The organism is Fortiea sp. LEGE XX443 (assembly GCF_015206815.1).
Lineage (GTDB): Bacteria > Cyanobacteriota > Cyanobacteriia > Cyanobacteriales > Nostocaceae > Nostoc_B.
In genome coordinates this window covers 48145-61407 of sequence record NZ_JADEXZ010000006.1, presented here as the reverse complement: position 1 = coordinate 61407, position 13263 = coordinate 48145, and the positions used below count along the sequence as shown (strand labels likewise).

The following is a 13263-nucleotide window of genomic DNA, read 5'->3' as shown; positions in this document are numbered from 1 at the left end:
AGGGAACCTTCCTCCGGGTTCGCAGTTCCTTCAAGTCGGCAAAGCCGCCCAACGGACTGCTCATCGCAAAGCACTGGCTCCCCCGCTTTATTTACGCACCTTCGCGTAATTTATCTAACACGCCACGATCTTCTAAGGTTGAGGTGTCACCTGAAACTTCTTGTCCGGCTGCTAGGTTACGCAGCAATCGCCGCATAATCTTGCCCGATCGCGTTTTGGGTAAAGCATCGGTAAACCGGATTTCTCCAGGACGAGCGATCGCACCAATCTCTTGGACGACGTGTTTTTTCAGTTCTTTACTCAAGTCTTCGCTGGCTTGATAAGTACCTTCTAAGGTGACGAAGGCCACGACATCCTCACCTTTAAGATCGTCTGGTTTACCCACTACCGCCGCTTCTGCAACGGCTGGGTGAGAAACCAAAGCTGATTCAATTTCCATTGTTCCGAGGCGATGTCCTGAGACATTCAACACATCGTCTACTCGTCCCATCACCCAGAAATAACCGTCTTCATCTCGTCTCGCGCCATCACCAGCAAAGTAAGTATATTTGCCATCTTGCGGCGGAATGTGTTCCCAATAAGTGCGACGGAAGCGTTCAGGATCGCCGTAGACTGTCCGCATCATACCTGGCCAAGGATAGCGTACTGCTAAATAACCGCCTTCGTTGTTGGGTACTGTATTACCATCCAAATCCACGACATCAGCCATAATTCCGGGGAAGGGAAGAGTTGCGGAACCGGGTTTAGTGGGAATTGCCCCTGGTAGGGGTGTGATCATAATTCCACCTGTTTCAGTTTGCCACCAAGTATCTACAATGGGACAGCGATCGCCACCAATGACGCGGTGATACCACATCCAAGCTTCTGGGTTAATTGGTTCACCAACGGTTCCCAACAAGCGCAACGAAGAGAGGTTACGCGCTTTGGGCAAATGTTCGCCCATTTTAATAAATGCCCGAATTGCTGTTGGTGCTGTGTAGAAAATGTTCACACCGTGTTTTTCAATAATGTCCCAAGTACAACCAGGATTGGAAGCACGGGGCGCACCTTCATACATTAGTGTGGTTGCACCGTTGGAAAGGGGGCCGTAAACAATGTAACTATGTCCGGTAATCCAACCGACATCAGCAGTACACCAATAAATATCGGTGTCTTGCAAGTCGAAAATCCATTTGGTGGTGATGTGGCTGTACAAGTTATAACCGCCAGTGGTATGGACAACGCCCTTTGGTTTACCTGTACTGCCAGATGTGTAGAGGATAAACAGCATATCTTCGCTATCCATCGGTTCAGCGGGACAATCAGCAGATGCACCTTTTTGTAAATCATGCCACCAATGATCACGTCCTCCTAGCTGCATGTAAACATCTTGTCCAGTGCGCTTGACAACCAAGACGTTTTCCACAGAAGGTACAGCGCCATTATCTAAAGCTTTGTCTACTTGTTCTTTCAGGGGAACGATCGCATCTTTACGCCAACCACCATCAGCAGTAATTACTAATTTAGCTTGGGCATCAATTAAGCGATCGCGCAAAGCTTCGGCACTGAAACCACCAAATACTACACTGTGGGGTGCGCCAATTCTCGCACAAGCCAGCATAGCGATCGCGGCTTCCGGTATCATCGGCATATAAATACCGACGCGATCGCCTTTTTGGACTCCCAATTGCTTCAATACATTGGCAAACTGGCAAACTTCTCGATGCAGTTGGGCATAAGTCAGAGTCCGAGAATCCCCTGGTTCCCCTTCCCAAATCAACGCCGCTTTATTTTTGCGCCACGTTGTGAGATGTCTGTCTAAACAGTTATAAGAAATATTAATCTTCCCGCCGACAAACCACTGAGCAAACGGTGGTTGCCAATCTAAGACTGTGTGCCATTTTTGGAACCAATGCAACTCCGTTTCCGCTAATTCTGCCCAAAATTCTTCCGGGTTAGCTTTGGCCTTGTCGTAAAGTTGCTGGTAATCTTCCAGGCTTTTAATTTGGGCGTTTTGCGAAAACTCAGCCGCCGGAGGGAATAAACGTTTCTCTTGTAAAATTGATTCTATGGTTGGTTGAGACATAATATTGAATGCACTTCTGACACTGAACTATATTCTTAGCGGAGTTTTAGCAGAAAGTGTTTAGATTTTCATTAAGTGTCATCTGTCATTTGTCCTTGGTCATTTATCAACACGATAAAATTTTAGACTTCACCCTTCATACTTAAAACCATGCCACTCATTGTCGAAGCCAGTAGTCTATCGCTTAAAGATGTCCATCGCCATCTCAAACTCGAAAAGCTTTTAAATGGTTCATTTACAGACTTTTTGAGTCTTGAACCAATCTCTGAGTTTGAACAGCAGGATTTATTGCGAATTAGAAGTGACTTTGATCGTTACTTAAGCGAAGGAAAAATTTCCGAAGGGTTGGTTAAATTTTTTACCATTGCACCATTGATGCGGCTGGCAGGATTTTATGATGTGCCGATTCGGTTAACAATGGAAGATAGTGTGGCGATCGCTGTTGAAGATGAAGACAAAAGAATTACCGGACGGATGGATATTTTAGCCGTCAATACTTTTCAAAGTAATGCTGCACCACCTTTTTGGATTTTAGTCATTGAAACGAAAAATAGTGCGATCGATATTAGTGAAGGTTTGCCGCAATTAATCACTTATGCTTTTAAAAGTTTAGAGCAACAATCATCTGTGTGGGGTTTAGCAACTAACGGACTGCGTTATCAATTTGTTTATTTAACCCGCGCCCAACAGCCAACTTATCAATTAATGCCATCATTAAATCTGAATGAATCACCCGATGCAATTGAGTTATTACAAGTTCTTAAAAGTATCTGTCAGTTAGTAAGTTTTCAGAAATAATTAATGTAGAGCTAATCCGCCCCCAACAAGCTGAAGCAGAAGTTAATCAATTGTCAAAAATTTTACGCACCCAGGGTATTAACCGCGAAATATTTGATAACATAATGAAATTAACCACAGCATTGTTAAATAAATTTAAGTATCTTTGACCAAAAGTAGGGTATCATTTGCAAGCAAAAGAGATTAAGGAGCAGTTAAAATTACTTATCGAGCAGGCATCCTCGATAGATCCAAACTTAGCGAGAAAATTAGATGAAATTAATCGTTGGGTCAAAGATATTAAGTTAGGCTCTCTGACTGCAAAACCATTTGTTATCGCCTTTCTCCTAGAGGTAATTACGGATTCTACTATTTGGCTAGTAATAAAATCCTTACCTTCAGAAGCAGAACAAAAAGCCAAGTTTACCCAAATGACACCGAATGAAAGATATTGGTATGGTTATCTTTTTCCTAGGTGGATTAATGCAACTGACTCTAAATTTTATATTTGGAAGCAAAAATTGATGTCGGGTGAGTTTAATCAAGTTGATGATGATATTATTAAATCAATAGCTCAAGATATTGTCAGTCGTGAAGGTAGTTTTTGGCAGAGGTATATTGCCGACCTTTCTATGGCCACAGATTTAATAGTTAGCAGTCGGAACAATCAACCACTATGTATTCAAGTTACCAGTGTATCTGGAGAATTAAGTCACCAAAAGTATCATGATTGGAAAAATACACTAAACTTGTGGCAGATAGAGAGAGGATTGTTTGTAAGTTACAATCCCAAAGATACTAATTTTATCAATCAGTTAGTCAACGTTGCGCTGTATAACAGTGATTATCTTGCTGAAGGTAAATATTTAAAATTTAATTAATTTTTGACGGATTTGATACCTTTAACTCCTCATCACAGTTTTTATGCCTAACCAAAGTGAAACTGCAAGCTACGAAGGACAATTGGACAAATTTGCAGAAACTTTAGCAACAGCTAGAAAAATGCAACAAGATTGGCTAACTTATGGTTTAGATTTTGTCCATATATATGTTGAAGATGTTGATGGAGATTGGCTAGAAACCTGGAGACATGATGAAATATTAAATAATTCTTTATTAGATAAAATTAAAGAATTTTTAGTAAGTAATGATGCCGTAGCTGTACAAGTAAGACAGCAATTAAACGAGCGTTCTTTGTTTGATTTTGCAGTTAATTTAGCAGAATCTTGGCGAATTCCTGAAGATAGAGAAAGGTTATCTGCTGTTAAAAATTTATTAGCTGGTGATGATGCAGACGATAGAAAATTATTCGATTTAGCAAATAATCTTTTAGAAAAATTGCGCTAGTGCATTCAGGCAAAATCGATTCTAGTGATTTTCCAACCAAGATGCTAAATCAGTCAAGTGTTTAAAGTCGAGCAAAGCCTCACCTAAAACTTCTAACTCATCAATAGAGAGTTCATCAAACTGCGATCGCATTGTTTGTGGTAAGATGCCCACCTGACGAGTTAAGAGTTTGAGAATTAGCGATCGCGCCTCTTCTAGTCTGCCCTCAGTCCGACCTTCCTGGCGACCTTCCTGAAGAATATCCTGATAAATCACTGATTCCCGCATCATACCCTCCCGAAACATTTGCTGAATCAATCCTTTCTCAAATTTTAACCCAGCTAAGATTTGAGCATAGGTAGACACCTCACGTCGCTGTTCTGGCTCAAGTTGGGTAACTCTTTGAGCTACTGTTTGCAACAGAGCTTCTGCATTTGTTGAAGCTGCAAGTGAGGCTAAAGGTAGCAATGCTGGCTCGTTGAGCAACTGTGTTGGGTCTTGCTCCCACATCCGTATTACCCGATACTCGTGGCGCGTAGACTCTAACTCAAAGACCGTCTCAATTATCGTTCCTGGTGCTGGTGGTAAAAGTAATACTACTACTTGTGTAACTGGTAATCGATACAAACGATGCAGTCTGACCCAATAGTCTAGCATTCGCAGGGGTAATGGCGGATTCGATTCTAATTTAGTCTGAAATTCTAAATGCAGAATTCGCCCTTGCAGTTGTAGAAATGTTATGTAATCTGCTCGAATTGGCTCAATACTCAGTTCTGTTTTTAATACTTCTACTGAGGATTGTTCACTCTCAAGCACCCAAGTGGCAAAACGGTCGGGATACTTTTCTGACAAAAGTTTACACAGGTTATCAAAAGACATTCAAAACAAGCATTGGCAATTGATTTATTATATAGCTGCTTTGTTGGACAATCTACGTAAACGCTTGCGGTAAGGCAATGTTGCGGGGGTTTCCCGCGTTGTAGCAAGTGGCGTTAGAGGCTTTAATTCTTGCTCCCCTTCCCTACAAGGGAAGGGGTTGGGGGTTAGGTTTGAGAGAAAGTTGTACACGGCGTGATTTAAAAACCAAGAAAATCGCCAAAATTTGTGTATAATGAGACACATTTAAGCAGTATTGTAAAAATACTGGGATGCGATCGCTGCCATTATGCAGCGTCTACACGTTAAGCTGGATAAAAGTAGCGAACTATTACGCTTTTTTATAGAAAAACGTTCTGTTAGTTTTTAATTTTTCTGCTTGAGAAACCCGGAATGCTAGACCGTATATTTGACTATCTCCACTTTCAGTTCAGCGTAGAAGCTCCTATAGTCCTGCTAATTCTGGTGTTTTTAGAGGCGGTGCTATCAGCTGACAATGCGATCGCTCTCGCCGCGATCGCCCAAGGATTAGAAGACAAAGAACTAGAACGTCGGGCGCTAAACTATGGTTTGATTATTGCCTACGTGCTGCGAATTAGCCTAATTTTGACTGCTACCTGGGTACAAAATTTCTGGCAATTTGAACTTTTGGGTGCTGCCTACTTGCTATGGCTAGTATTCCAACACTTTACCTCAGAAGAAACACAAGACGAGCATCATCACGGGCCGAGGTTTAATTCTGTTTTGCAAGCGATCCCCATAATTGCATTTACAGACTTGGCATTTTCCTTAGATAGCGTGACAACCGCGATCGCAGTTTCCCAAGAAAAATGGTTGGTACTGACTGGTGCGACTATTGGGATTATCACACTGCGATTCATGGCTGGATTGTTTATCCGTTGGTTAGATGAATATGCCAACTTAGAAGATGCCGGCTATATGACTGTAGCTTTGGTGGGCTTGCGTTTGCTATTAAGAGTCATCAACAATGATTTAGTTCCACCAGAATGGTTAATGATTAGTGCGATCGCGCTAATTTTAGCTTGGGGATTTTCTAAGCGCACAGTGATCGCATCACCCCAACTAGAACCAGAAAAGACTGAAGTAAAGTAAAAAATAAAAAGCAAAAGATTCTAGAACTAAACCTTGAAAGGTTTAGTTCTAGAATTAGGAAGTGTAATGACAAACTCTGTACCCTTTCCTGTTGATGAAATACACTCTAATAAACCACCATGCTTTTCCGTTACGATTTGATAGCTAATTGATAATCCTAAACCAGTTCCCTTCCCAATTGGTTTAGTTGTAAAAAAAGGATCAAATAAACGCTGCTGCAATTCTTTGGGAATTCCTATCCCGTTGTCAGCAACTCTAATGATGATGTTTTCATTGTTATATTCCGATGAAATGCGAATGAATGGGTGTGGAGAAAGCCCATTTTCCCAAGCTTCATCCAAAGCATCAATTGCATTTGCCAAAATGTTCATAAACACCTGATTTAATTGTCCTACAAAGCAGTAAATTTGAGGCAATTCACAATATTCTTTAATTACTTGAATCTCCGGGCGATGAGTTTGTGCTTTGAGGCGGTGTTGTAAAATTAGTAAAGTACTGTCTATACCATCATGGATATTAGCAGCTTTAAATTCGGCTTCATCCAAACGAGAGAAAATTCGCAAAGAAAGAACAATTTGATGAATGCGTTCAGCGCCAACCTGCATAGAAATCAATATTTTAGGCAAATCTTCTATGAGATATTCAAGATCAACTTCCTCTATCACTTTTTGAATATGTGGATGGGGGTGAGGATAGTGCTGTTGATAAAGTTGTATCAAATTTAGTATATCCTGAATGTACTGTTCGGCATATTCGAGATTACCGTAGATAAAGGTGACAGGGTTATTTATTTCATGGGCAACACCAGCAACTAATTGTCCTAGAGAAGACATTTTCTCGGTTTGAATTAGTTGTAATTGGGTTTGCTTAAGTTCTTTTAAAGTCTGTTTTAAATCAATATTTTTTTGCTGAATTTCTTCTGTTCGTTCTTTTACTTTTTGTTCTAGAGTTTGGCTATAAGCTTCTAATTTTACTTTTGCCTGATACTGTTCTAACAAAAGTTGTTTTACCTGTTGAATTAACTGATTTAAAGAAGTGGCTAAAATACCAACTTCATCTTGAGTAATTATCGGTGCTTGTAAATCGAAATTAGAATCTTTTGTGACTTGTTTGGCAATATTAGTAACAGCGTATAAAGGGCGAGTAATTGTTTGAGCAACTATAAATCCTACAATTGTAACAAACGTTCCTCCTAATAAAAACAAAAATACTAACCTGAGCCAAAGCAATATCTTAGTAGTTTCTAGTTCAGAGATTGGATAAATTACAGTTATTGTAACAGACTGACTAGCTGCTTCTAAAAAAACACTTTTAGCTAAATATTGTTGCTGATTAATCACCACTTTTATCGTATTAGATAAATTAGGAGATGGTGGTTGCCATTTGAGATGAGTAATTTTCGGTAATGTTGCTGCAACTATTCTGCCTTTTTGGGTGGCGATTATTTCTTTGGAAGAGCCAATAACAATTTTTTGTAATAACTGATCATTCAATAAATGACCAATAATAATTCCTCCCAGCAGTTTTGTCGAAGATTTAATCGGATGAATCACTACTTGCAAGACTTTTTGACTTTCTTCAACATCAATAAAATCAGTAAAACCAGCTCCATTAATAGCACTATTAATAATAGCTCTATCGAGTAATTTGGCTTGAATTAATTCTGCTTTTCGTGCATCCAGTAAGATATTACCCTTAGTATCAACTACTTTAATCCAATCCAGACCTAAAATTGTTTTGAGGGGTAGTAGAATTTGTAAAAGTTTTTGTTTATCTTGCTGTTCAACTGCTGAAGTAATTGCTTCCCGTTCAACAATCAAATTAGCTAGTATTTCTAGATGTTCCTGTTCATGCTTCAAATCTTGGTGAATTCGTTCAGCAAAGCTGGCAACTTTCTGGTAAAGACTCTGCTCAAGATTCTCTGTAAACCAGTGTCCAACCATAAATAAACATAAGATAAATACACCCAAAAACACAGTCAAAAATGGCAGCACAATCTTCTGTCTGAGATTGAGCCGAAAAGGGGATTTTCGCATAACGGTTGCCCTGAGATTAATTACTAGGAATAAAGCCTTTATCTAGGAGTAATTTATTACCTTCTGAACTAAAGGTAAAATCGATAAATTTTTGAGTACTAGGTGGAGGTGCTTTATGCCAAATAATTCCCAGCTTGCGTACCATCTGGTACTTACCGTTAGTTAAATTCTCTTTGTTTGGAGCGATACCATTGAGACTGAGGCGATGGACTGGCAGTTGATTGATGAGAGAATAAGCTAAAGAAAATGCACCAATAGAATAAGGAGTGTTTTGTAAAGTATCGATTAACTCCCCTTCTTTGTTTAAAACTATGGCATTGGTGGTAGTTTCGTCTTTGCCCAAGTAGTATTTTCGTAGTAATTTTTTAGCAGATTCATCTTCGGGTCTATCTAAAACCACAATTTTAGCGTTCGGCCCGCCTAACTGCTGCCAGTTGACAATTTTTCCGGTGTAAATTGACTGCAACTGAGCAGTAGTCAGATTAGTCACACCCTGAACACTGTTGTGAGTTGCAACTATGAGCAAATCTTGTGCCAATTCACGATATTGAATTTTACCGTTATTCTCTTCGGGCTTGAGTTTGTGGCTACTACCAGCGATATCGACGATACCATTTTTCAGGGCAGCGATCGCCCCTTCAGATTGACTAAGCGATACAAAATCTATCTTGGCAGTTTTGTCTTGGGCTTGATAAGCCTCTGTCAATACTTTAAAAATTGTTACAGATGAGCTAGAACCAGCAATTTTGATGGCTGACTGAGTTTGTGAATCATTTTGACTGGCAATTTGGCTCGGATTGCTAGTATTTGATTTGATTGAGTTACAACTACCAAGCACTAGGAAGATCATTCCTAAGATTATTAGTCTCGGAACAGTAACTATGTTCATAAAAGAGTCGCCGCACATACCTAGATTTAAACTACCCAAATAACTGCAAAAAATAACAATCTGCGGAAGGAATCCCCCCGCAGTCCTGTAATCACCTTTTTACTTTATTTTACTCGTGCAACCAAGGTGTTAATTGTGGTTGCCAATTAACTAATTCTTCATCTTTAAACCACAGAGCAACTTCTCGTTGTGCAGTTTCGGGAGCATCAGAACCGTGAATCAGGTTGCGTCCGATATTGATCCCAAAATCGCCTCGAATTGTTCCTGGTTCCGCTGTTAAGGGATTTGTTGCCCCAATTATCTTTCTTGCCGAAGCAATTACACCATCACCTTCCCAAACCATCGCTACTACGGGGCCGGAAGTGATAAATTCAACTAAGCTACCAAAAAAAGGTCGTTGGCGATGAACATCATAATGTTGTTCCGCTAATTCTCGGCTGACTTGGAGAAATTTCAACCCCACAAGGGTAAAACCTTTAGTCTCAAATCGACCGATAATTTCACTAACTAGTCCACGTTGTACGCCATCAGGCTTGATAGCTAAAAATGTGCGTTCCAAAGCTGTCTCCCAAAACTTAATACAATTTTTATTTAGTCAAAAGTCGATAGTCAAAAGGTTTTGTAACTATTGACCGTTGACTATTGACTCTTGACCAATCAGAGTTTATCTCAGAAATCATCTCCGGGTGCATATCCAATACCAAATGAATGCGCTAAATTGTTTATTCGTGGGTGAAACACAGAGGTCAGAAATGGGTGTTGAGTCAACTGCTACATCTGATGAGGTGGTACAACTACCGTCAAATGGTCATAAATCTGAAGTGAAAAATCACAAACACAAAAAGCTATTACCACCTAGCACTACCGCAGGAGATTTGCCTCGCGCCTGGAAAATCGAGGATAGCGAAGCACTATACCGCATTGAGGGATGGGGACAACCTTATTTTTCAATTAACGCTGCTGGTCATATTACTGTCTCCCCCAAAGGCGATCGCGGGGGTTCCCTTGACTTGTTTGAATTAGTCAACGCCCTGAAACAACGTAATTTAGGGCTACCCATGCTGATTCGCTTTTCTGACATTTTAGAAGACAGAATTGAGCGGTTAAACGCTTGTTTTGCGAAGGCGATCGCCCGCTACAACTACCCTGGTGTTTACCGCGGTGTATTTCCTGTCAAGTGCAACCAGCAACGGCATTTGATTGAAGATTTAGTCCGGTTTGGCAAACCCCATCAATTTGGTTTAGAAGCTGGTTCCAAGCCGGAATTAATGATTGCTTTGGCTTTATTGGATACCCCCGGAGCATTGTTAATTTGCAACGGCTACAAAGACCAGGAGTACATCGAAACAGCGATGTTAGCCCAAAGACTAGGGCAAACCCCAATTATCGTTTTAGAGCAGATTGAAGAAGTCGATTTGGTAATTGCAGCCAATCGTCAGTTAGGGATCAAGCCAATTTTGGGAGTGCGTGCCAAACTCAGCACCCAAGGGATGGGGCGCTGGGGAACTTCCAGTGGCGATCGCGCGAAGTTTGGTTTAACAATGCCAGAAATTATCGAAGCTGTAGACAAATTGCGCGAAGCCGAATTGATGGACTCTTTGCAGTTGTTACATTTCCATATCGGTTCGCAAATTTCTGCCATCAATGTAATTAAAGATGCCATCCAAGAAGCCAGCCGTATTTACGTAGAGTTGGCAATGTTGGGAGCAGACATGAAATATCTCGATGTCGGCGGTGGCTTGGGTGTAGACTATGACGGTTCCCAAACCAACTTCTACGCCTCCAAAAACTACAACATGCAGAACTATGCCAACGATATTGTGGCAGAGTTAAAAGATACCTGTGCGGAACGGCAAATTCCCGTACCCACACTGATCAGTGAAAGTGGACGGGCGATCGCCTCCCATCAGTCAGTACTGATTTTTGATATTCTCAGTACCAGTGATGTCCCCCTGAATCCGCCAGAAGCCCCACAAGAGGGAGAATCACCAATTATCAATTACCTGTGGGAAACTTACCAATCCATCAACAAAGAAAACTATCAAGAGTTTTTCCACGATGCAACGCAATTCAAAGAAGAAGCAATCAGCCGCTTCAACCTCGGAATTTTGCGCTTGCGAGAACGAGCTAAAGCTGAACGGCTATACTGGGCTTGCTGTCAAAAAATTCTAGACATTACCAGACAGCAAGATTACGTACCCGATGAACTGGAAGACCTGGAAAAAATCATGGCTTCCATTTATTACGCTAATTTATCAGTGTTTCAATCAGCACCAGATTGTTGGGCGATCGACCAGTTATTTCCAATTATGCCAATCCATCGCTTAGATGAAGAACCAACGCGGCGGGGAATTTTGGCAGACCTCACCTGCGATAGTGATGGTAAAATTGACCGTTTTATTGACCTGCGCGATGTCAAATCAGTTTTAGAACTGCACACCTTCCAACCAGGCGAACCCTACTACTTAGGTATGTTCCTCAATGGCGCTTACCAAGAAATTATGGGTAACTTGCATAACCTGTTTGGTGATACCAACGCCGTTCATATCCAACTAACACCCAAAGGGTACCAAATTCAACACGTTGTCAAAGGTGACACCATGAGCGAAGTGGTAAGCTACGTACAGTATGACTCAGAAGATATGGTAGAACACATCCGCCAGCGCTGCGAGAAAGCTTTAGAAGAAAAACGCATTACCCTCGCAGAATCTCAACGACTGATGCAAACCTACGAACAGAGTCTCACAAGATACACATATTTGAATAGTTAGAAAGTAAAAAGGAAAAAGTAAAAAAGCAAAATATTATGTTTTTTACTTTTTCCTTTTACCTTTTGACTTTCATTTTCCTAACTAGCGTTTGTCCCTAGCAACTCTTCAATCGCTTGCCGTTCTAGAGGAGTATTGACTGGCGGTGCTTGACGAGCATCAGTAATCAGCCAGTCTAAAGCAGCTGCTTGGACATCAATTGATGATCCCGTCTTATCCACACAGTAACGACCAAACACGAGCTTATCAACTAGGCGGACTCCTGGCCCCAAGCGCGACCATTCAAAAATGACGCTGTTATCTACTGTTGCGCCACTACATATCCAGCAATTCGGGCCAATCATCGCCGGCCCGACGATTTTTGCCCCATCTTCAATTCTGGTCATACCACCAATGTAAACTGGGCCTGTGATATCCACCTTGTCCCAATTCACGGCAACATTTAAGCCAGTGTAGATCCCAGGGGCGACTTCGTGACCAGGAATTTGCACGTTTTTGATTTCACCCAGCAACACACCGCGAATCGCCCGCCAGTAGTCTGGGACTTTACCGATATCTACCCATTCAAAATCCATCGGAATGGCATAGAACGGCGCACCAACTTCCACTAATTTGGGGAAAAGCTGGCTACCAATGTCATATTCAACTCCAGAGGGTATGTATTTAAATACCTCTGGCTCAAAAATGTAAATACCTGTGTTGATGTTGGTGCTGAGGGCTTCTTCCACTGAGGGTTTTTCTTGGAAAGCTTTGATGCGCCCATCGTCATCGGTGACAACCACACCGTAACTAGAAACTTCTTCTAGGGGAACGGATTTGGCAATGATGGTAGCAATTGACCCTCTGGATTTATGCCACTTCACAGCTGCCGTCAAATCTAAGTCAATTAAAGCATCACCGCATAATACTACAAAAGTATCATCAAAAAATGGCGAGAAGTCTTGGATGCGCCGCATCCCGCCGGCTGATCCTATAGCTTCTCCAATTAGTTTACCTTCATCATCAATTTTACCTTCAAAAGAATAAGCAATCTGGACATCAAACCGCTGACCATCACGGAAATAGTTTTCAATTTCCTCAGCCAAATGGCTAACGTTGACCATAATCTGATCAAATCCGTGTTGGCGTAGAAGTTCCACCAGAAATTCCATTACTGGCTTTTGCAGGATGGGAATCATCGGTTTGGGAGTCGTGTAGGTAATGGGACGAACGCGAGTACCCTTACCCGCCGCGAGAATCATCGCTTTCATAAGATTTTATTCCTCAACCACAAGCCAGTTTACTCTACTCAGTACTGAGTGCTGAGTGCTGTTAGCAGCAGCGGGGCGTTTAGCCCGTGCTGAGTAAGTTAAAAAGTACTTAATCTTCAGCACTTCCAACTCAACACTATTCATTTTCAATGAGTGATACTTA

Annotated in this window: 11 protein-coding genes; 5 read left to right on the top strand and 6 right to left on the bottom strand. The window is 41.3% G+C overall.

From position 1 onward, the window contains the following. Positions 1 to 91 precede the first annotated feature (91 nt). The gene (gene acs / locus IQ259_RS04490) at positions 92 to 2065 is read right to left on the bottom strand and encodes an acetate--CoA ligase (protein ID WP_193881437.1); all 1974 of its coding nucleotides are present in this window, start codon (positions 2063 to 2065) and stop codon (positions 92 to 94) included. 150 nt (positions 2066 to 2215) lie between these two features. Here acs and IQ259_RS04485 point away from each other — a divergent pair, with 150 nt between their 5' ends. From IQ259_RS04485 to IQ259_RS04475, 3 genes are all read left to right on the top strand, one after another. Continuing rightward, positions 2216 to 2863: a restriction endonuclease subunit R gene (locus tag IQ259_RS04485; protein WP_193881434.1), complete on the top strand. Its 648-nt coding sequence runs from the start codon at positions 2216 to 2218 to the stop codon at positions 2861 to 2863. Between the two features lie 167 nt (positions 2864 to 3030). Continuing rightward, positions 3031 to 3723 (top strand): hypothetical protein, encoded by a 693-nt coding sequence (locus IQ259_RS04480; RefSeq protein ID WP_193881431.1) that lies wholly within the window; start codon positions 3031 to 3033, stop codon positions 3721 to 3723. Between the two features lie 43 nt (positions 3724 to 3766). After that, the gene (locus IQ259_RS04475) at positions 3767 to 4189 is read left to right on the top strand and encodes a hypothetical protein (protein WP_193881429.1); all 423 of its coding nucleotides are present in this window, start codon (positions 3767 to 3769) and stop codon (positions 4187 to 4189) included. Between the two features lie 21 nt (positions 4190 to 4210). Here IQ259_RS04475 and IQ259_RS04470 read toward each other — a convergent pair whose 3' ends face one another. Beyond that, positions 4211 to 5047: a DUF4351 domain-containing protein gene (locus tag IQ259_RS04470; RefSeq protein ID WP_193881426.1), complete on the bottom strand. Its 837-nt coding sequence runs from the start codon at positions 5045 to 5047 to the stop codon at positions 4211 to 4213. Between the two features lie 390 nt (positions 5048 to 5437). Here IQ259_RS04470 and IQ259_RS04465 point away from each other — a divergent pair, with 390 nt between their 5' ends. Further along, the gene (locus IQ259_RS04465) at positions 5438 to 6157 is read left to right on the top strand and encodes a TerC family protein (protein ID WP_193881423.1); all 720 of its coding nucleotides are present in this window, start codon (positions 5438 to 5440) and stop codon (positions 6155 to 6157) included. 26 nt (positions 6158 to 6183) lie between these two features. On the opposite strand, the gene IQ259_RS04460 is transcribed toward IQ259_RS04465, so the two are convergent. From IQ259_RS04460 to ndk, 3 genes are all read right to left on the bottom strand, one after another. Continuing rightward, a complete protein-coding gene (locus IQ259_RS04460; RefSeq protein WP_193881420.1) occupies positions 6184 to 8193 on the bottom strand; it encodes an ATP-binding protein in 2010 nt (669 codons plus the stop codon). Between the two features lie 16 nt (positions 8194 to 8209). Beyond that, a complete protein-coding gene (locus tag IQ259_RS04455) occupies positions 8210 to 9082 on the bottom strand; it encodes a substrate-binding domain-containing protein (protein WP_193881417.1) in 873 nt (290 codons plus the stop codon). Between the two features lie 109 nt (positions 9083 to 9191). Further along, positions 9192 to 9641, bottom strand: a complete 450-nt coding sequence (gene ndk / locus IQ259_RS04450) for a nucleoside-diphosphate kinase (protein WP_193881414.1) — start codon at positions 9639 to 9641, stop codon at positions 9192 to 9194. A 193-nt stretch (positions 9642 to 9834) separates the two neighbouring features. Between ndk and speA the strand changes: the two genes are divergently transcribed. After that, positions 9835 to 11853, top strand: coding sequence for a biosynthetic arginine decarboxylase (speA, locus tag IQ259_RS04445; protein ID WP_193881591.1), 2019 nt, complete (start codon positions 9835 to 9837; stop codon positions 11851 to 11853). Positions 11854 to 11930: 77 nt separating this feature from the next. Here the strand turns inward: speA and IQ259_RS04440 are convergent, their stop codons facing one another. Beyond that, positions 11931 to 13100, bottom strand: coding sequence for a sugar phosphate nucleotidyltransferase (locus tag IQ259_RS04440; RefSeq protein ID WP_193881411.1), 1170 nt, complete (start codon positions 13098 to 13100; stop codon positions 11931 to 11933). Between the last annotated feature and the right edge of the window lie 163 nt (positions 13101 to 13263).

What these genes read in the sequence shown, in the direction of transcription:
- IQ259_RS04465 (WP_193881423.1), top strand. Translation starts at nt 5,438, where the DNA reads ATGCTAGACCGTATATTTGACTATCTCCACTTTCAGTTCAGCGTAGAA.
- IQ259_RS04475 (WP_193881429.1), top strand. Translation starts at nt 3,767, where the DNA reads ATGCCTAACCAAAGTGAAACTGCAAGCTACGAAGGACAATTGGACAAA.
- IQ259_RS04455 (WP_193881417.1), bottom strand. Translation starts at nt 9,082, where the DNA reads ATGAACATAGTTACTGTTCCGAGACTAATAATCTTAGGAATGATCTTC.
- IQ259_RS04485 (WP_193881434.1), top strand. Translation starts at nt 2,216, where the DNA reads ATGCCACTCATTGTCGAAGCCAGTAGTCTATCGCTTAAAGATGTCCAT.
- IQ259_RS04470 (WP_193881426.1), bottom strand. Translation starts at nt 5,047, where the DNA reads ATGTCTTTTGATAACCTGTGTAAACTTTTGTCAGAAAAGTATCCCGAC.
- speA (WP_193881591.1), top strand. Translation starts at nt 9,835, where the DNA reads ATGGGTGTTGAGTCAACTGCTACATCTGATGAGGTGGTACAACTACCG.
- IQ259_RS04460 (WP_193881420.1), bottom strand. Translation starts at nt 8,193, where the DNA reads ATGCGAAAATCCCCTTTTCGGCTCAATCTCAGACAGAAGATTGTGCTG.
- acs (WP_193881437.1), bottom strand. Translation starts at nt 2,065, where the DNA reads ATGTCTCAACCAACCATAGAATCAATTTTACAAGAGAAACGTTTATTC.
- IQ259_RS04440 (WP_193881411.1), bottom strand. Translation starts at nt 13,100, where the DNA reads ATGAAAGCGATGATTCTCGCGGCGGGTAAGGGTACTCGCGTTCGTCCC.